Below are 16,568 nucleotides of genomic sequence, written 5' to 3'. Positions count from 1 at the left end.
TCAACTCGCCTCACACCACGGGTTTTCGAGGAGGTGCGTCAACCTGCTGAAACACTGCCCCCGCCCACTTGACCACCACTCTCCGCACATGAATGATCACCGAGTGTTCCAGTAGGCCGGCCCCTTCCCGTGGGCCTCGACGACAGGGCACATCCATGTCTTCAGCCATGCGCAGGACTACGAAATCTCCGATGCTGCGGCGGCTGACCGCCGCGGCCGTCGCGCTGGGCGGCTGCCTGGCGCTCGTCGGCCCGGCGGGAAACGCGGGCGCGGCACCGGCCGACCCCGTACCGACCGTCTTCTTCGGCGACTCCTACACCGCGAACTTCGGCATCTCTCCCGTGAACAACACGGACAGCGAGAGGGGCTGGTGTTTCCAGGCCACGGACAACTATCCCGCCGTCGCCACCCGCCGCCTCGCGGACAAGAGCATCACGCTCGACGTCCAGGCGGACGTCTCCTGCGGAGGCGCCCTCGTCCACCACTTCTGGGAGAAGCAGGAGCTGCCCTTCGGCGCCGGCGAGCTCCCGCCGCAGCAGGACGCGCTCAAGCAGGACACCCGGCTGGCCGTGGGCAGTCTGGGCGGCAACACACTGGGCTTCAACCGCATCCTGAAGCAGTGTTCCGACGAGCTGCGGAAGCCCTCTCTGCTGCCGGGAGACCCGGTGGACGGGGACTCACCGGCCGCCAAGTGCGCTGAGTTCTTCCAGACCGGTGACGGCAAGCAGTGGCTCGACGATCAGTTCGAGCGGGTCGGTGCGGAGCTGGAGGAGCTTCTCGACCGCATCGGCTACTTCGCCCCCGACGCCAAGCGGGTCCTGGTCGGCTATCCCCGGCTCGTGCCCGAGGACACGTCCAAGTGCCTGACCGCTGCCCCCGGTCAGACACAGCTGCCGTTCGCCGACATCCCCCAGGACGCCCTGCCGGTCCTGGACCAGATCCAGAAGCGGCTGAACGACGCCACGAAGAAGGCCGTCACCGAGGCCGAAGGCGGTGCCGACTTCGTCGACCTGTACGCCCGCACCGGCGGCAACACGGCGTGCGACGGGGCCGACCGGGGCATCGGCGGCCTGTTCGAAGACTCCCGGCTCGAACTCCTCGGCACCAAGATCCCCTGGTACGCGCACCCCAATGACAAGGGCCGCGACATCCAGGCCGAGCAGGTGGCCAACACGGTCGAGCAGGCCCTCAACCGCTAGAGGCCCGCGCGCCGCGGGGCTCATGGAATCGGCCGTTCCGCCCGGGTGCGGGAGGAACGGCCGATGACGAGCCGGGCAGGAGACCGTCAGGTGCAGTTGATGACGAGCGCGGTGGTCGCCGTGCAGGTGCGGGACGCGCTGTCGTTCGCGGGGTTGGGGTCGGTGGGCGTACTGGCGGTACGGGTGGCGGTCACCGTGTAGGAGGTGCCGAGGCTGAGGGCGGACACGGGCACGGTGACCCGGCGGGTGACCTCTGCACCGGGGGCGAGGCCGGTGGCGGTGCAGGTGGCCTTGCCGGTGGTGAGGGCGCAGTCGGGGCTGGTCGCCCCGGTGCCGCTGGGCAGGTTGAGGGTGACCGTGGCGGAGGCGAGGGTGCGGGGTCCGTGGTTGGTGAGGGTCGCGGTGTACTCGATGCGGCCGTTGAGCAGACCGGGGCGGGGAGTCGCGGTCAGTTTCACGCCGAGGTCGGCGGTCGGACGCTCGGCGATCGCGATGTCGACGGGGGTCGTGCCGACGGGGACGGCGGTGGTGGTGTTGGCGGCGATGTCGATCACGGAGACGGCGGCCGAGTTGCCGTTGGCGGTGTAGACCTTGCGGCCGTCCGGGGTGACGGCAACTCCTCGGGGGGTGTTCCCGGCGGCGGTGGTCGCGGTCACCGTGTTCGTCGCGGTGGCGATCGTGGCGATGGTCGCACCCTGGCCCCGGGAGACGTAGACGTGCGCGCCGTCCGGGGACACGGCGAGGTCGTACGGGCCGTCGGTGAGGGGGACGTTCGCGGACACGGCGTTGGTGGCCGTGTCGATCACCACGACGGAGTTGGAGTAGGGACGGGTGACATAGGCGCGGGTGCCGTCGGGGGTGACGGCGACGCTCTGGGGGAATCCGCCGACGTTGACGGTGGCGGTCACGGTGTTCGTCGCCGTGTCGATCACCGATACCGAGCGGGCGTTGTAGTTGGTGACATAGGCCCGGCCGCCGTCCGGGGAGACGGCCACCTGCTGCGGGGCGCTGCCGACCGTGATGGTCGCGGTCACGGCGTTCGTCGCGGTGTCGATCACCGTCAGCCGCTGGAGCGCGCTGTTGACGACATAGGCGCGGGTCCCGTCGGGCGAGACGGCGATCCCGTTCGGGCCGTCACCGACGGGGACGGTCGCCGTGACCGTCCCCGTCGCGGTGTCCGTCACGGAGACGGAGCCCGCGTCCCCGTTGCTCACATAGAGCCGGGCCCCGTCGGGGGAGGCGGCCACGGCCTTGGGGCCGTCGCCGACCGCGAAGGTGGACGTGACGGCGGTGGTGGCGGTGTCGATCACGGAGACGGTGTCGTCGCTGTAGTTCGTCACATAGGCGAGCGGTGCCTCAGCCGCGGCCCGTGCCGCGGAAGCGGCGAGCGGTGCCGGGGCGGAGTGCGCGGCCGGGGCCACGGCGGTCAGCGAGGCCACGGCCAGGCCGCAGGAACCGGCGATCGCTAGAAGGCGCCGGCCGCGCTGCTTCTTCGGCCGAACGGATGCGCTGAGCAGTCTCATACGGGATTCCTCTCCCATCGGACCCCGGCGCGGGAGCACATGGCCGTGCGGCCGGCCGGTGGCGCGTGCGGTGATGTCACGGAAGTGGGACAGCCGGTGATCACTGTGAGGCCTCCCACGCCGGTCCGATCACGGCCACCGGCACAACCATCCGAACGAATGATCATTCGGTCACATGTTCCGCCCGCTCATGCTGGGCGGGGACGGGCTACGGCCGGGAGTCCACCCAGCTCAGCTTGTGCCCGTAGAGGACCCGTTGGCAGGTCGCCGTGCATTCCTCCGCCGACGGCGCGTGCTCGGAGACGGACCACAGCCGGCCCGTGCCGCGCTCGATGTAGAGGTCTTCCGGCCCGACGGCGGTGAGGATCGGTGAGCCGATCGTTTCCAGCACGCCGTTGTGCCAGCCGGCCCGGAACAGCTGACCGTTGTTCTTGTTGTTGCTGACGTTTACATACAGCTTGTTGTTCTGGGCTACGACTCCCTGGGCTCCGCCGCTCGGGAGGGGGAGGTAGTTGCTCCAGCCCTGCGCGGGTACGTCGGCGGTCCGGCTCTCCAGGGCCGCGACCGGGTAGGAGGCGATACGGCCCGTGGACGGAGGGGTGCCCGGCTTCGGACGGCAGTACTCACCCATGATCAGCCGGTCGGGGACGGTGGAGCGGTCGAGGGAGAGGTACGAGGCCTTCGGGGCCCCGGTGGAGACGCAGGACGTCGCCCCTGCCGGGTTGGACTGAGGTGCCTTGAACTTCCAGGCGGCCACCTGCGGCATGACATAGCGGTAGCCGAAGGTGTACCAGACGTTGTTGTGGCGTCCCGCCTTCGTCTTGTCCTGGGTGTTTGAGGTGGTCGGCACCCCGTTGAGGTCGGCCCCCATCGGGTCGCGGGTGGTGACGTCGTTGTCCGGGTCCAGGTCCATGATCATGCGCATGTCGAAGACCCGGATGCCGTTGCGGGTGTCCGCGACATAGAGGTAGTTGCCGTACCAGACCATGCCTCCGGCGTGGATGCCGTTCTGCATGGGGCTCTCGGCGGAGTGCAGCCCGTCGAACGAGATGTTGCCCGCGGAGTTCACGTACGTCCAGGCCAGCAGCACATGGCGGTACTTGACCGACTCGACCCCGGTGACGGGATCGACCTTCTTCTGGGAGAAGGTGACGCGTACGCCCTTCTGGTTGCAGGCGTCGTCCGCCTCCAGCTCCGCCGGGGTGCAGTCGCCGACCTGCGTGTCACCGCTGTTGTTACGGCCCGGGTCGTAATCGTCGTACGCCGAGAAGAGGTGGATGTTCCTTCCGGCGTCGCTGCCCCACGCCTCGTTGTCCTTGGCGTCCGAGACGCCGGTGATGGACTGGGGTATCCACTCCTTCGTCACGGAGTCGTCGTTCTGGAGGCAGTACTTGACGTCCGGCTGCGGGGCGGCCGAACCGAAGGGGTCACGGTTGGTGCAGCCGATCTCGGCGGTGCGATTGAGGTTGCCGAGGAGATTGGTCAGGCTCTGCTTGGGCAGTACGGCGTCGAGGCGGGTGACCCTCTCGGCGGTGGCGGCGTTCTGCGCGCCGGGGGCGAGGGTGTAGTCGGCCGGATCGGCCAGACCTCCCGGCCCGGTCCACGCCTGCGGGCCCAGGGTCGGGGGCGCCGGCGCTTCCGTGGCCCGGGGGTCCTGCTGCTGGCTCAGGGGCAGGACCGGGTCCGGGGGGTGAGCCGGGTTCTCCTGTGCTTGTACGGGTACGGAGAGCGCGCCGAGCACCATCGCCGCCGCCAGACAGGCCGTGAGCCGTGCCCCGCGCGTACGGGTGCGAGAAGCGGCCTTTGTCCCTGCGGATCTCTTCTGTAACGGTATGGGAGTCATGGAACAGAGGCTTGCAGCATCCTTTCCCCGTCACAAGGAAATCGATTCCGTGAACTCCGTTACCGGCCGGGGATTTGCCGGGCGGGACTCATCCCCGGGTGATGGGTCTCCCGATGGGCTCTGCTGTGACGCGGATGGAGTGCGACCGAGCCCCACCGCTCCGGGAAATGGGAAGCGGCGGGGCTCGGGGGGGTTACAGGGTGATGGTCCGGGCGAGGGTGACCAGACCGGCGAAGGCCGGGGTGGACACCATCAGGACCGGACCGGTCGGACGCTTGCTGTCCCGGACGGGCACCGTGCCGGTGACGGACGCGTGCGCCGGAACCCACTCGATGCAGGTGCCGCCCTCAGGGCCGCTGTGGGTGCTCTTGACCCAGACAGCGGCCTGCGGATCGAATTCGGACGTCATACGTACTCCTTCGAGATCGGCGGTGCTCGGGAGGGGTTGTGCGGATCTACAGGTCGGCGGAGCGGGCGAGGGTGACCAGACCGGCGAAGGCCGGGGCGGACACCATCAGGACCGGACCGGACGGACGCTTGCTGTCACGAACCGGAACGGTGCCGGTGACGGAAGCGTGCGCCGGGACCCACTCGATGCAGGTGCCGCCGTCAGGGCCGCTGTAGGTGCTCTTGACCCAGACGGCGGCCTGCGGATCGAAATCGGACGTCATAGGTACTCCTTGCGGATCTCTTGAATGCGTGCGACAGAGGCATCATGCCCCAGCGCCTCGGCCCGCAGCCGGTCGAAGATCGACAGGGCCCTGGCCACGACCCTCGGCGTCTCCACCGGCCTGCCCCCGTGGGGGCCTTCGACATGCAGAACGGTCGGCTTCCGGTCGAACGTCAGCAGAGTGAAGGCGGCGCTGATCGACGGTACCGTGCTGAAGGGCATGAGCTGGAGGGTCACATTGGGCGCTTCCGCCTCCGCCACCAGCCGTTCGAGCTGCTCGGCCATCACCTGGCGGGAGCCGACGAGCGTACGCAGGCAGGCTTCGTGCAACACCATCCACAACTCCGGCGGATTGTCCTGCTCCAGCACCTCATGGCGGCGCATCCGAGCGGCCAGCCGGGACTCGATGGCGACCGCCGAGAGCCGTGGCGCGCTCGCCCGGTAGAGCGCGCGGGCGTACTCCGGGGTCTGGAAAAGCCCGGGTATGAAGAGGGTGGTGTAGTCGAGGATCTTCACCGCTTTCCGCTCCTGCTGGGTGTACGGCTCGAACCAGCTCGGGTGGTCCCCTTCCACCGCCGCCTGCCACTGCCGCAGCAGCATGCTCCCGGTGCCAAACACCCGGTCGCACCCGGTCGCGAACTTCTCGCTCGGCACCTGCTTCCCGTTCTCCACCGTGGAGACGTAGGCCCCCGAGTACCCGATGGCGGAGCCCAGGCCCCGGACGCTTATGTCCCGGGCCGTACGCATCTCCCGCACATGGACACCGAATTGCTCAACGGGATTTAACGGTTCCTGGGTCGCGTCATGCTCCATCGCTCTGACCTGCTCTCTCTGTCTTTTTGGTGTGCTCGAACGACGTTCGAGATGTTCAGCACCCTGGCTTAACTGCACCGCACCCAGGGCGCGTTGTGCTCATCTGGTCACCCACCGAAACCATCCGGGGAGCGAGCAAGGAGGCGGCCGGATGACCAACAGCCCACAGCCCGAAGAGGACACGGGTCGAGATCTGGAGATCGGCACACTCGCGTACGACATCCGCATCGAGCGGGTGGGCGTGGTGATGGAGGAGTGCGGCAGGCACTACGCGCTTCGGCCCCCGTGCGGTGGACGCGAGTGGGAAGCGCCGGCCGCCGACCTCCGCCCGGCCACCGTCGCCGAACGGATCTCCTCGGAGCTGGCCGAGCGCAACGCCAACAGCCGCAAGGGGACCTCCTGGCGTTGACCTGGACCCCGCTCCGGCGCGGCGGCATCCCCCGGTGCCGCGGGAAATCGCGCGGAGCGGCCCCCTCGGCCGGGCGGCGGGCCCGTCACCCGTCACCCCCGTCCGGCCGAGGAAGAGGGAACCGGGCCCCACGGCCCGGTTCCCTGCCCCGTACACCCGTACCCCCGTACCCCGTACCCCCGTACCCCCACATCCCGAACAGAGCAGGAGGCAGCGGTGCCAGGCCGCACAAAAGAGGAGAAGGCGACCGCGCGGGAACGCGTCATCGTCGACCGCGACACCGTCATCACCCGCTACACCCGGGGCGACTCGCTCCGCGCCATCGCCCGCACCTACGACGTCCACGCCCCCTGGCTCGCCGCCCGCCTCACCCGCTGGGGCGTCCAGGTCCGCGCCCACAACACACCCCCCACCTCCCACTCCCACGTCCTCCGCGACCACGAAACCGGCGCCGTCACCGCCCTTCGCTGCCCCGACCCCCACTGCGGTCGCCTCACCCACATCACCCGCAACCGTCTCGCCCCCCACACCACCGCAACCACCGGCACCGGCTGCCCCCTGTCGAACGCCCCCGTCCAGGACCGGGCCCAGACCCGGGCCCACCGCTGATCCGACACCCCTCAGAAGAAGGGCACGGCGATGACCGATCTGTACGACCTCCCCATCGAGGGAGCCGAGTTCTCGAAGGCCTGCGGCGGTAACACCCACCCGGACGGCGAGGCATGTGTGACGCTCGCCCGGATCGGTCCGGACGCGTGGGCCGTGGGCGACAGCAAGCGGCCGGCCGCCGAGCCGCTGCGGTTCACCACGGCGGAGCTGGACGCGGCGGGCGTCGACCCCGCGCGCTTCGGGCGCTCCTCCTGAGCAACGGAGCGGCGACAGTGCACCACCACGGCTACACCTGGACCGGAGAGAAGCGGGCCTTCGACGACGAGGCCCTCCGGCGGCCACCGCACCCCGACCCGCCCCCGCCCGCCGCGCCGGGGGACCCGGCCGGGCAGCGGCTCGTGGAGCGGTACCGGGAGGTGGTCGCCGGGTTCAGGGCAACGGAGGTCCCGCCGATCCAGACGGCGCACTGGCTGATGAAACCGGGCTCGGCGATTCGCGGGACCTGGGAGGAGCCGAAGGAGGCCGGGGAATGGCTCGGGCTCCAACTGGCCGCGTACGCACCCCGGTTCGCGTCGGACCAGGAGCGGGACCCCGCCCGCACGGCGATGCTGGTCAGGGCGGCGGTCGAGCGGCTGGCCCAAGGCGGGGATGTTGCGCTGGGCCACTATCTCGGGGGTAGCGTCTTCCATTCGGTCGCCCTGGTGACCTGCTCCCCCAACCGCTCCAGCCCCGAGCTGCGCTGCCCGCTCGGAGACAGGGAGGTCCGCCATGAGCGAGCCGAGTGACGGGTCGACGGCTGTGGCAGAACTGATCGGCGACGCACGCGAGGAGGCGGAAGGACGGGCCGGCGACTTCGCGTACCGGGAGTCGGGAGGCTGGGAATCAGTCGTCGGCAATGCCGACTTCTGGTGCGAGTGGCACTGGGACGAGGTGAAGGAAGAGCTGGAGGGCCGGGCCGAGGAGCACGGACTGCGCTGGGAAACCGTTGAGGCCGCCGTTCAGGCCGCCTTCGAGGAGACGTTCCGGAAGTCCTTCGGCTGAGCCGGATCCCTCGTCAGAGATGGACGATCTCGACCGTCGTGACGACCAGCACCGGCGCTCCCGCGATGTAGTACCGGACGAGCGCACCCGCGACGGTGGCGTGCCGGCGGTCCTTCTCCCTCGGCGGACCGGCCGGGCCCGAGCCGTGGCCGTAGGGGTTCCGGCCGAGGGTGCGGGCGATCTCGGCGTCGAAGCGGGCGCGGAAGAAGGAGGGCATCTGGGCGCGGACCTTCTCGGCCTCGCCCGCGTACTGGATGCGGTATCCGGTCACGCGTCGTCCCCCGGATCGGACTCGTCGCGGCGGGGGACGCCCGCGAAGAGTTCGGCCTTGAGCCGGTCGATCAGGGCATCCTCCTCCGCGAGCCGCTCGGGCGGATACCCCCAGCGCAGCGTCGCGTAGACCAGCTCCTGCGCCGGCACGCTCACGATGTCCCGCTCGAACTCCGCGAGCCGCTCACCGCGCAGCTCCGCGCGGATCCCCTCGATCGTCGCGGGGAAGGTGACCGAGCCGACGGGAAAGCCCGTCTTGTACGTGGCGGAGGGGCGCTCGCCGGTGACGGGGTCGCGCGGCGGGTGGCTGGGGGCGACCGGCCTGCCCTCGCCGTCCAGCACCCCGGTGAAGTCCCCCGCCCGCAGCCGGGCGACCGCGGCGGGGTCCTCGGCCGCCGCCCACCGGGGCAGCGCCCAGTCGAGCACGGTGTAGACCAGGCTCGCCCCCGGCGTACGCACCGCCTCGGCGTCGAACTCGGCGGCCCGTGCCTCCTCCAGCGCCGCCCGGACCCCCCGCAGGCTGGACGGGATCTCCACCCGTCTCCCGGCCAGCGGAACACTCCACACCGGCTCTCTGTACGCGGTCATTCCCGCCCCCGTCCCGCTCGTCCCCGCACGGCTGCTCCGGGCCCCACCGTACGGAAGCCCCGGGCAGGCCGTGCCGCCGGGCGAGGGAGGAACTCCAGGAGAAGGAAGTCGACGGCGAAGTCCCCGGCCTGCCGGGAGACGCTGCGCCGGGTGACGGTGCGCAGCCCGCATCCGGCGGCCAGCCGGTTGAGGCGGTCGAGGTTGCCGAGGCTGTTGAACCCGAGCAAGAGACGGCCCTTCTCCGTGCCGCCCGGCGGGTAGGGCAGCCAGGCGCTGAACACCTCGGTGGACGTCGTGCGGACCGGGGCGAAGACACCGGGCAGCAAGTCCCAGCTCCTGCCCAGGAGTTCGAATTCCTTCGGGCGTTCCTCCAGGCTGCTGTGCAGCGCGGCGAGCCGCCGGCCGATCTCGAACGCCTCGGGTGTGCCGCTCACGGCGGATCCTTCCCGTCCATGACCACGGTACTTCGGCCGACCAGGACGTGCGCGGCAGCGCGCGCGGGCAGATCACGGTCAGCAGCGGCGGTGCCGCCACCCGGGCTCCGGCTCCGCCGTGGGCTCGTGATGCGTCCGCCGGAGCAGCACCTCGTCCGGGCGTTCTACGCGGCCCTAGTGGCAATCGTGGCGGTGGGCGACGGGAAAACCGGGGCAGCGGCGGCAGAGGAAGACGTACACGCCTCCCCCGTCGCCCATGTCCATGTCGACGTGCTCGTCCCCGGTGACGCTGAGGAGGTGCTCCATGCGCTCGCCGCAGTCGCAGACGGGCCAGTCCGGCGGCTGGATCCAGGCCGGGTATCCGCCGGCCTTGGTCTCCAGCACACAGGCCAGTTCGGGGTAGCGGTCGAAGCCCTGGTCGAGCTCCAGGACGCGGGCTCTGAGGTCCTCGGGCAGATCCTGGTTCGGATGGTCGACGGAGACGACGGGTGACACGGTGCAGGGCGGGGTGGGCAGAAACTCGTCCTCGTACTCGCCCTCGGCGGGCCGGGGGATGTCCCGCAGCACACCACGGGCGAGGACGTCGGCCTCCGCGCGCCAGTGGAGGGCGGGCAGCGGGGCGTCCTGCTCCCGGGGGTGGATCAGGGTGCACCAGAGCAGTTGCAGGAGGTCTTTGCCCTCGGGAAAGCGCAACTCGGGCACATCGCGGGCGAAGAGCTGCACCACCGGCACCAGGGGGACCCGGCCCGCCGGGCGGGTCTCGCCGCCCATGACCGCGTGGCCGGGCTGCTCGCAGTGGGGCCAGGGTTCGTCGGCGGGCCAGAGCACCGGGCCGCCGACGGAGCTGTCGCGGGCGGTGGGGGTCCCGGGCCTCGGGCGCAGCGCGGTCGCCCGCAGGGCGAGGGGGGCCAGCTCGGGTATCCGCTCGGTCAGAACCGGCAGGAAATGATCAAGTCCCTTGCGCACAGTGCTGTTCCCCCCTGAGGTGCGACGGTCGAGTACAGGGAAAGCTACCTCCCGGTACCGACAGCGGCCCCGGCCGCGCCGACGGGCCAGGACCCCACGCAAGCCCCGAAGTTCACCATATGCAGAATGTCCGTATGGCGATAACAAACGTGCCGAAGACGGCAACAATCGACGACGCCGAGCTGGTCAGCCGTGCCCTGGCCCTTGCCTTCGACGATGACCCGATGATGCGCTGGTTCTTCCCCGACGAGGCCTCACGCAAGGCCTCGCTGGCCGCTTACTTCACCACGATCTTCACTCGTCAGTACGCCCACAGCGCCGTGTGCGAGGTCACCCCGGCCGCCGCCGCCTTCTGGGTGCCGCCCCAGGCTCAGGCCGTGCCCGACGCGGAGACCATTCAGGAGCTGATGGCCATCCTCGGCGACCGCGCCGGGCTGTTCGGGGAGGCCGTCGAGGCGTCCGCCAAGCACACCCCCTCGGAGCCGCACTGGTTCCTCGCGGTGGTCGGGGCCGACCCCGCCGCGCAGGGCCAGGGGCATGGGGCCGCGCTGCTGCGCTCGGGCCTGGCCAAGGCCGACGCGGCGGGCCTGCCCGCCTACCTGGAGTCCTCCAAGGAGGCCAATCTGCCCTTCTACGAGCACTTCGGCTTCACCGTGCGCGAGCGGATGACCCTGCCGGGCGGCGGGCCCGAGCTGTGGGGCATGTGGCGCGAGGCGCGCGCCTGACCCCCTCCCGAAGCGCGGGCCGGGCGACCACCCGGCCCGCGGACACTCCCGCGCCCAGGCCCTACGCCTTGCCGGCCGGCCGGTAGACGCAGACATTCACACCCGCGTCACTGGTGACGGAGGAGACGAGTTCGAGGGCCCGGAGCCCGCCGTCGTCCGGGAAGATCGACTTACCGCCGCCGAGCAGCACCGGCATGATGATCAGCCGGAGTTCGTCGACCAGGCCCTCGCTCAGCAGCGTACGCACCAGCGTGGGGCTGCCCATGACCACCAGATCGCCGCCGTCGCGCTCGCGCAGCTCGCGGATGCCGGCCACCAGCTCGTCGCCGGGTATCAGCGTGGTGTTCCACGTCAGATCCGACTCCCCCAGCGTCCGGGAGACGACGAACTTCGGCAGCGCGTTGAGCTTGTCCGCGAAGGGGTCCCCGGCCCGCTCCGGCCACGCCCCGGCCATCGTCTGCCAGGTGCGCCGCCCGAACAGCAGCGCGCCGGCGTTGGCCGTCGCGTCGACGAAGGCCCCGCCCACGACCTCCGCGTCGAAGAACGGGTGCGACCAGCCGCCGTGCGCGAAGCCGCCGTCGTCGTCCTCGCCCTGTCCGCCGGGGGCCTGCACGACGCCGTCCAGGCTGATGAACTCGCTGATGAGGATGCGCATGAGGGTCTCACTTCTTCTCGTTCACGGTGGCTGTACGACAGGGGAGACCGCCGTACGCGTCAAAGGTCATCGGAATTCACCGATCGCGCCACCGTGATCCGCGCCACACCACTCCCCGGGCAGTCGCCGAAGCCCCCGCCACCTGGGCGACGAGGGCTCGTATCGAATTCGAGGGCGGGGTCGCGGCTGGAAGAACATCCACGCCGGGGTCGGATTCCCGTTGACACGGCCTCCCTTCACGGTGGCCTCCCTTCCAGGGTCCGCCGTGCCGGAGCCGTCCGCCAGTTCACGGACCGTGCGCGCAGTGGGTATCACGCAGCGCGACGCCGAGTGATACCGCGCCCCGGCACAACCCTTCCGACGACGTGAAGGTCGAGCCGGGGTGGGACACCGCTCGATCCGAATGAGGATGCTCATGAATACACCCAGCACGCACAGACGCGGCGCGGCACGCGCGCTGGGGCTGCTGGCCGCGATCGCGGTGCTCGGCCCCCTGGCCGCTCCGGCCGCGTTCGCCGCCGCCCCCGCCGCCCAGGCGAATGCCCAGGCCGCCCCGGCCGCCCCGGCCGCCCCGGCGAAGAAGCCGAAGGGAAAGGCACAGGACGATTTCAACGGTGACGGATACCAGGACCTCGCCGTCGGCTCACCGTTCGCGACGGTCGGCGGGAAGCGCCCGGCGGGCCATGTCTCCGTGGTGTACGGCTCGAAGTCGGGTCTGAACATCTCGGGCACCTCGGGGACCCCGGGGAAGCAGGTCCTCCACCGGGGGAGCAAGGGGATTCCCGGAACTCCCGCGGACTTCGACTACTTCAGGTTCGGCCTCGGCTCCGCCGACTTCGACCAGGACGGCTACCGGACCTGGTGGTGAGTTCGTACGGGAAGGGAGTCCCGCCCAGGGAGGGGAATCCCCTCGAACTCACCGTGATCTGGGGCAGCCCCAAGGGCCTGGCGCGCGGAGCGGCCCCGGCCGGCGTCACGGACGGTCTCGCCACCTCCCAGGCGGCTGGAGACTTCGACGGCGACGGCCGCCCGGACCTCGCCACCGCCGACGGGGACGGCAGCATCTGGGTCCTGCACGGGCCGTTCACCAAGGACGGCGCTCCGGCCCGCAGGACGTTCACACCCGCCGACGACCGCGGCGGGGACCGCACTCTCGAAGCTCTCGCGGCGGGCGATGTGGACAAGGACGGGATCACCGACCTCGTCGGGATGATCGGATGGCGCGAATCGGACATCGACGCCCCCAACCTCTTCTTCTGGAAGGGCACGCGCCAGGGCATGGCCCCCCACCGGACCGTGGACAACCACCTCGGCGAGCTGGTGCGCGGTGACGCGCTCGACGTCGGCGACGTGAACAAGGACGGCTTCGAGGACATCGTCGTCGGCGAGACCTACAAGGGCGAACACGGCCCCGACATCCCGCCCGGCGGAAAGATCACCTACCTCCCCGGCTCCGCGAAGGGGCCCGTGGACGCCAAGTCCCGCTTCTTCCACCTGGAGACCCCCGGTGTGCCGGGCTCCACACGCGACACCTGGGCCTTCGGCTCGGCCGTCTCCATCGGGGACACGGACGGCGACCGGTACGAGGACATCGCGATCGGCGCGAGGAAGACGGTGGGCGGCAAGGCGAACGCCGGCACCCTGATCGCCCTGCGCGGGGGCAAGAACGGCCCGACCGTCACCGGGGCCCGGGAGTTCACCCAGGACACCAAGGGGGTGCCCGGCACGGCCGAGAAGGACGACATGTTCGGTTCGCGGGCGAAGTTCATCGACGGCAACGGCGACGGCCGCAAGGATCTCGCCGTCACCGCGATCGGCGAGAACAAGAACGCCGGGTCGGTGTGGTTCTTCACGTCCAACTCCACCGGGCTCACCGCCGCCGGCTCCTCGGTCTTCGGCGGCAAGGCCATGGGCGTGTCGACCGCCGCCTGGCAGCGGTTCGGCGAGCGGTACACCGGCTGAGCCGGGCCGCACCGGGCCCGCACCGGCCCCCGCCCGGCGGCCCCGATTTCCGGGTGCGCCCGCGCCGTACCCCGTGGTACCCCATCGGGGTGGACGACATCATCACCCCCAGGCTCGTACTGCACCCGCTCACCCGCGCCGAGGCCGAGCGGCTGGCCGCCGGAGCGCCCGACCCCGGCGAGGAGCGGGCGGACGGATACCCGGACGAGGGCGACCGGGCCGGGGCGCGGCGCTTCCTCCGGGTCTGGGCCGAGGAGGGCGACCCCCGGCCGTTCGGGGCGTACGAGATCCGCCGCCGGGCGGACGGGCGGGCGATCGGCGGGGCGGGCTTCCACCGGCCGCCGGACGGGCGCGGCTCGGTGACGATCGGGTACGGCCTGATCGTCTCGGCGCGGGGCGAGGGGTACGCGTCCGAGGCGGTGCGGGCGCTGCTGGAACTGGCGTGGAAGCTGGGCGTCGTAAGGGTGGAGGCGGACACCGACCTGGACAACATCGGCTCGCGGCGGGTGCTGGAGGCGGTGGGGATGCGGCAGGTCGCCGAGGACAGCGAGCTGCGGTTCTACCGGATCGAGCCGGCCTGACCGGCAGCCCGTTCCGAGAACGCCGAAGGGCCCCGCCACGGCGAGGTGCTCGCCGTGGCGGGGCCCAAAAGCGGGTCAGCGGGTGAAGGTGAAGTACTTCCAGGAGCCGTACGCGGTCGAGTTGACCGTGTCGCCGGAGCTGCCGTTGATGTACGCGGAACGCATCCGCAGCCGCTCGCCGACCGTGCGTTCGACGGTGTACCAGACCTTGGAGAGGCCGGCCCGGTCCAGGGCGAAGTACATGTCGCCCATGCTGTACCAGTCGCCCCGGTACTGGTACTCCACGGTCATCCGCTGCTGGCGGCCCTGGTAGTGGTTCATCCGGGTGTCGAAGCGCGGTTCCTTGGACTTCTTGAAGTGGTAGTAGGTCTGGCCTCCGAGCTTGCCCGTCTTGTAGTGGCCGACCACCGTCGTGGACACCTTCGCGCGGGTGCCGACCCAGGTCTTCGCCGACGCGGACGAGGTGCGGGAGTCGCCGTCGTACACGGCCGTGACGGTCGTGTCGCGGGTGAGCTTCACCTTGACGGAGATCGTGCCGCTGCCGTTGACCTTGCCGGTCTTGACGAGCTTGCGGCCCTTGCCGTCCCCGGCCGGGTCCGCGTACAGCTTCACCGTGCGGTTCTTGTAGGTCTTGCCCAGCTTCGCGGTGAAGTTGACCGTGTTGTCGTAGTTGTAGATCTTGTTGTTCTTGTCCAGCGAGAGGGTCGCCCTGGAGCGCGAGACGTCGACCTTGTCGGAGGCGCTCGCCCCCGCGTGGTCCTTGCCGCCCGCGTAGCTCACCTTGTAGGTGACCTTGCCGCCGGAGTGCGGGGTGTCGTTGAAGGAGTAGGACCCGTTCCCGGCGACCTTCTTCTTGCCGAGCGACTTGCCCTTCGGGGACTCCGCGTCGGTGCGTACGACGGAGACCTCGGTACCCGCCGGGAAGGCCAGCGTCGCGGTCAGCTTGCCGCTGACCTTGAGGGACTTGCCCCGGGTGGCCTTCGCGGGGGCGTCGACCGTGAGCCTCGGGAGCGCCTTGACGGGGTCGTCCATGGTCCGCAGCGAGAACGCGTTGCCGGAGTTGACGCTCACCGCGAAGAGCCGGCCCGCGGAGGTGTCCCAGGCGAGGCCGCCGGGGACGAGGGTGTCGCCGCCGCTGTGGCCGCCGGTGTTCGGGAAGTCGTACTGCCGTACCGACGCGGCGGAACCGGGCCGGTAGACGAAGACATCGGGGTCGTACCAGGCGAACGCGCCGACGGCGAGCGTGCCGCCGGGGGCGATGGCCACCGAGTTCGCGCCGTACGAGCTGGTGTACCTGCCGGACTGGGTCAGGTCCGAGGTGTTCCAGGCCAGCAGGGCGTTACCGCCGGTGGCGGTGACGAGCTTGCCGCCGTCCGGGGTGATCTCGGCGTCGTCGGTGCTGCTGCCGCTCTTGCCGAGAGCCGTCCGGGTCAGGGTGTCACCGGCGACGGCGTACGTCTCCAGGACGCCCGACACCGACCGCGTGTCGACGGCGACCAGCGTGTCCGGGGCCCCGGGCGCGATCTTGAGCAGCGGCGGGCCGTCCATGGTGGAGTCGGCGTGCTGCCGGCCGAGTGTGACGACGGGCTCGGCACCGGAGAGGTCCAGCAGGCCGATGTCCCCGGCGTAGCCGAACCAGATCTTGTCGCCGACGACCGCGAGATGCTGGGGGTCGGTGCCCTCGCCGATCGGGTAGCGGGCGGTCTGGGTGACCGAGCGCGTCTCGACGGAGACGATCGAGTCGTCGCCGGGGACGGCCGCGTACAGCTGACGGGAGTCGCCGGAGAGCGCGAGGCCCTGCACACCGGGCAGATTGCCGACGGTGGCGACGACCTTGCCCGCGTAGTCGGTGGCGACGATCTTGCCGGAGAACGGGTCCGAGACGAAGACGCGCCTGTGGACGCTGTCCACGACGACGTCGACCACGGACTTCACCGGCAGCACCCTGGCGGAGTCGGCCGCGGCCGTTCCCGCGGTGCCCGCGACGAGGGCTGCGGAGCTGAAGAGGACCGCGAGCGCCGTCGCGGTCGCCGTCACGGTAGAGATGCTGCGCCTGCGCACAGTGACTGGTACCCCCACAAGGAATCGCGTGAGAACGCGAGGAAGTGCGCCGCGCGACACCCGTGACGAAGTGCCGAAAACGGCTCCCGGGGCGCGGCCTGTGGAGGGAGCGTAAGGCATGTTCATGCCCCTTCACACCGCAATAACCTGCAACGATGTCATTACGGAGATCCAGGGCGGCAGTTCGGGGGCGCTCCGGGCGGATGTTCCGTCAGCGCG

The 16,568-nt window shown here is 70.6% G+C and carries 21 protein-coding genes; 10 read left to right on the top strand and 11 right to left on the bottom strand.

Annotated elements, in window-relative coordinates:
• Positions 1 to 191 precede the first annotated feature (191 nt).
• Positions 192 to 1,199, top strand: a complete 1,008-nt coding sequence (locus ABD371_RS13485) for an SGNH/GDSL hydrolase family protein (protein ID WP_344476335.1) — start codon at positions 192 to 194, stop codon at positions 1,197 to 1,199.
• Positions 1,200 to 1,285: 86 nt separating this feature from the next.
• Here the strand turns inward: ABD371_RS13485 and ABD371_RS13480 are convergent, their stop codons facing one another.
• The 5 genes from ABD371_RS13480 to ABD371_RS13460 form a co-directional block, all read right to left on the bottom strand.
• Entirely contained in the window at positions 1,286 to 2,722 is a 1,437-nt protein-coding gene (locus ABD371_RS13480) for a YVTN family beta-propeller repeat protein (protein WP_344476333.1), read from the bottom strand.
• 208 nt (positions 2,723 to 2,930) lie between these two features.
• The gene (locus tag ABD371_RS13475) at positions 2,931 to 4,565 is read right to left on the bottom strand and encodes a hypothetical protein (RefSeq protein WP_344476331.1); all 1,635 of its coding nucleotides are present in this window, start codon (positions 4,563 to 4,565) and stop codon (positions 2,931 to 2,933) included.
• A 193-nt stretch (positions 4,566 to 4,758) separates the two neighbouring features.
• The gene (locus tag ABD371_RS13470) at positions 4,759 to 4,974 is read right to left on the bottom strand and encodes a DUF397 domain-containing protein (protein ID WP_344476330.1); all 216 of its coding nucleotides are present in this window, start codon (positions 4,972 to 4,974) and stop codon (positions 4,759 to 4,761) included.
• A 46-nt stretch (positions 4,975 to 5,020) separates the two neighbouring features.
• Positions 5,021 to 5,236, bottom strand: a complete 216-nt coding sequence (locus ABD371_RS13465; RefSeq protein WP_344476329.1) for a DUF397 domain-containing protein — start codon at positions 5,234 to 5,236, stop codon at positions 5,021 to 5,023.
• Entirely contained in the window at positions 5,233 to 6,048 is an 816-nt protein-coding gene (locus ABD371_RS13460) for a helix-turn-helix domain-containing protein (protein WP_344476328.1), read from the bottom strand. The genes ABD371_RS13465 and ABD371_RS13460 overlap by 4 nt, the downstream gene beginning before the upstream one ends.
• A 151-nt stretch (positions 6,049 to 6,199) precedes the next feature.
• Here ABD371_RS13460 and ABD371_RS13455 point away from each other — a divergent pair, with 151 nt between their 5' ends.
• The 5 genes from ABD371_RS13455 (at position 6,200) to ABD371_RS13435 (ending at position 8,107) form a co-directional block, all read left to right on the top strand.
• Entirely contained in the window at positions 6,200 to 6,457 is a 258-nt protein-coding gene (locus ABD371_RS13455; RefSeq protein WP_344476326.1) for a hypothetical protein, read from the top strand.
• A gap of 216 nt (positions 6,458 to 6,673) precedes the next feature.
• Positions 6,674 to 7,066 carry a hypothetical protein gene (locus ABD371_RS13450; protein WP_344476324.1) on the top strand — a complete coding sequence of 131 codons (393 nt, stop codon included), beginning with the start codon at positions 6,674 to 6,676 and terminating at the stop codon, positions 7,064 to 7,066.
• Positions 7,067 to 7,096: 30 nt separating this feature from the next.
• Positions 7,097 to 7,321 (top strand): DUF397 domain-containing protein, encoded by a 225-nt coding sequence (locus ABD371_RS13445; protein WP_344476322.1) that lies wholly within the window; start codon positions 7,097 to 7,099, stop codon positions 7,319 to 7,321.
• A gap of 17 nt (positions 7,322 to 7,338) precedes the next feature.
• Positions 7,339 to 7,851 (top strand): hypothetical protein, encoded by a 513-nt coding sequence (locus ABD371_RS13440; RefSeq protein WP_344476320.1) that lies wholly within the window; start codon positions 7,339 to 7,341, stop codon positions 7,849 to 7,851.
• Complete coding sequence (locus ABD371_RS13435) at positions 7,835 to 8,107, top strand: hypothetical protein (RefSeq protein WP_344476319.1); 273 nt, start codon at positions 7,835 to 7,837, stop codon at positions 8,105 to 8,107. Before ABD371_RS13440 ends, ABD371_RS13435 begins: the two co-directional genes overlap by 17 nt.
• A gap of 13 nt (positions 8,108 to 8,120) precedes the next feature.
• On the opposite strand, the gene ABD371_RS13430 is transcribed toward ABD371_RS13435, so the two are convergent.
• The 4 genes from ABD371_RS13430 to ABD371_RS13415 all read right to left on the bottom strand — a co-directional run bounded on the left by ABD371_RS13430 (position 8,121) and on the right by ABD371_RS13415 (position 10,365).
• Positions 8,121 to 8,378 carry a hypothetical protein gene (locus ABD371_RS13430; RefSeq protein ID WP_344476317.1) on the bottom strand — a complete coding sequence of 86 codons (258 nt, stop codon included), beginning with the start codon at positions 8,376 to 8,378 and terminating at the stop codon, positions 8,121 to 8,123.
• Positions 8,375 to 8,965 carry a hypothetical protein gene (locus ABD371_RS13425; protein ID WP_344476315.1) on the bottom strand — a complete coding sequence of 197 codons (591 nt, stop codon included), beginning with the start codon at positions 8,963 to 8,965 and terminating at the stop codon, positions 8,375 to 8,377. The genes ABD371_RS13430 and ABD371_RS13425 overlap by 4 nt, the downstream gene beginning before the upstream one ends.
• Complete coding sequence (locus tag ABD371_RS13420) at positions 8,962 to 9,399, bottom strand: hypothetical protein (RefSeq protein ID WP_344476313.1); 438 nt, start codon at positions 9,397 to 9,399, stop codon at positions 8,962 to 8,964. The genes ABD371_RS13425 and ABD371_RS13420 overlap by 4 nt, the downstream gene beginning before the upstream one ends.
• 174 nt (positions 9,400 to 9,573) lie before the next feature.
• Positions 9,574 to 10,365, bottom strand: coding sequence for a hypothetical protein (locus ABD371_RS13415; protein ID WP_344476311.1), 792 nt, complete (start codon positions 10,363 to 10,365; stop codon positions 9,574 to 9,576).
• A 134-nt stretch (positions 10,366 to 10,499) separates the two neighbouring features.
• On the opposite strand from ABD371_RS13415, the gene ABD371_RS13410 reads away from it, so the two are divergent.
• Entirely contained in the window at positions 10,500 to 11,090 is a 591-nt protein-coding gene (locus tag ABD371_RS13410; RefSeq protein WP_344476309.1) for a GNAT family N-acetyltransferase, read from the top strand.
• A gap of 61 nt (positions 11,091 to 11,151) precedes the next feature.
• Here ABD371_RS13410 and ABD371_RS13405 read toward each other — a convergent pair whose 3' ends face one another.
• Positions 11,152 to 11,745: a dihydrofolate reductase family protein gene (locus ABD371_RS13405; RefSeq protein ID WP_344476307.1), complete on the bottom strand. Its 594-nt coding sequence runs from the start codon at positions 11,743 to 11,745 to the stop codon at positions 11,152 to 11,154.
• Between the two features lie 415 nt (positions 11,746 to 12,160).
• Between ABD371_RS13405 and ABD371_RS13400 the strand changes: the two genes are divergently transcribed.
• From ABD371_RS13400 to ABD371_RS13390, 3 genes are all read left to right on the top strand, one after another.
• Complete coding sequence (locus ABD371_RS13400; protein WP_344476304.1) at positions 12,161 to 12,613, top strand: integrin alpha; 453 nt, start codon at positions 12,161 to 12,163, stop codon at positions 12,611 to 12,613.
• Complete coding sequence (locus ABD371_RS13395) at positions 12,610 to 13,707, top strand: FG-GAP repeat domain-containing protein (protein WP_344476302.1); 1,098 nt, start codon at positions 12,610 to 12,612, stop codon at positions 13,705 to 13,707. Before ABD371_RS13400 ends, ABD371_RS13395 begins: the two co-directional genes overlap by 4 nt.
• Positions 13,708 to 13,796: 89 nt before the next feature.
• Positions 13,797 to 14,288 carry a GNAT family N-acetyltransferase gene (locus ABD371_RS13390; protein ID WP_344476300.1) on the top strand — a complete coding sequence of 164 codons (492 nt, stop codon included), beginning with the start codon at positions 13,797 to 13,799 and terminating at the stop codon, positions 14,286 to 14,288.
• 75 nt (positions 14,289 to 14,363) lie between these two features.
• Here ABD371_RS13390 and ABD371_RS13385 read toward each other — a convergent pair whose 3' ends face one another.
• Complete coding sequence (locus tag ABD371_RS13385) at positions 14,364 to 16,325, bottom strand: YncE family protein (RefSeq protein WP_344476298.1); 1,962 nt, start codon at positions 16,323 to 16,325, stop codon at positions 14,364 to 14,366.
• Positions 16,326 to 16,568: the final 243 nt, after the last annotated feature.

It is taken from the genome of Streptomyces amakusaensis (assembly GCF_039532665.1).
Lineage (GTDB): Bacteria > Actinomycetota > Actinomycetes > Streptomycetales > Streptomycetaceae > Streptomyces > Streptomyces amakusaensis.
This window is presented reverse-complemented; position numbering and strand designations above follow the sequence as displayed.

Bases quoted from the DNA above. Each gene is read 5' to 3' on its own strand.
- ABD371_RS13400 (WP_344476304.1), top strand. From the start codon at position 12,161: ATGAATACACCCAGCACGCACAGACGCGGCGCGGCACGCGCGCTGGGG.
- ABD371_RS13445 (WP_344476322.1), top strand. From the start codon at position 7,097: ATGACCGATCTGTACGACCTCCCCATCGAGGGAGCCGAGTTCTCGAAG.
- ABD371_RS13405 (WP_344476307.1), bottom strand. From the start codon at position 11,745: ATGCGCATCCTCATCAGCGAGTTCATCAGCCTGGACGGCGTCGTGCAG.
- ABD371_RS13465 (WP_344476329.1), bottom strand. From the start codon at position 5,236: ATGACGTCCGATTTCGATCCGCAGGCCGCCGTCTGGGTCAAGAGCACC.
- ABD371_RS13460 (WP_344476328.1), bottom strand. From the start codon at position 6,048: ATGGAGCATGACGCGACCCAGGAACCGTTAAATCCCGTTGAGCAATTC.
- ABD371_RS13435 (WP_344476319.1), top strand. From the start codon at position 7,835: ATGAGCGAGCCGAGTGACGGGTCGACGGCTGTGGCAGAACTGATCGGC.
- ABD371_RS13470 (WP_344476330.1), bottom strand. From the start codon at position 4,974: ATGACGTCCGAATTCGATCCGCAGGCCGCTGTCTGGGTCAAGAGCACC.
- ABD371_RS13410 (WP_344476309.1), top strand. From the start codon at position 10,500: ATGGCGATAACAAACGTGCCGAAGACGGCAACAATCGACGACGCCGAG.
- ABD371_RS13475 (WP_344476331.1), bottom strand. From the start codon at position 4,565: ATGACTCCCATACCGTTACAGAAGAGATCCGCAGGGACAAAGGCCGCT.
- ABD371_RS13425 (WP_344476315.1), bottom strand. From the start codon at position 8,965: ATGACCGCGTACAGAGAGCCGGTGTGGAGTGTTCCGCTGGCCGGGAGA.
- ABD371_RS13480 (WP_344476333.1), bottom strand. From the start codon at position 2,722: ATGAGACTGCTCAGCGCATCCGTTCGGCCGAAGAAGCAGCGCGGCCGG.
- ABD371_RS13455 (WP_344476326.1), top strand. From the start codon at position 6,200: ATGACCAACAGCCCACAGCCCGAAGAGGACACGGGTCGAGATCTGGAG.
- ABD371_RS13485 (WP_344476335.1), top strand. From the start codon at position 192: ATGCTGCGGCGGCTGACCGCCGCGGCCGTCGCGCTGGGCGGCTGCCTG.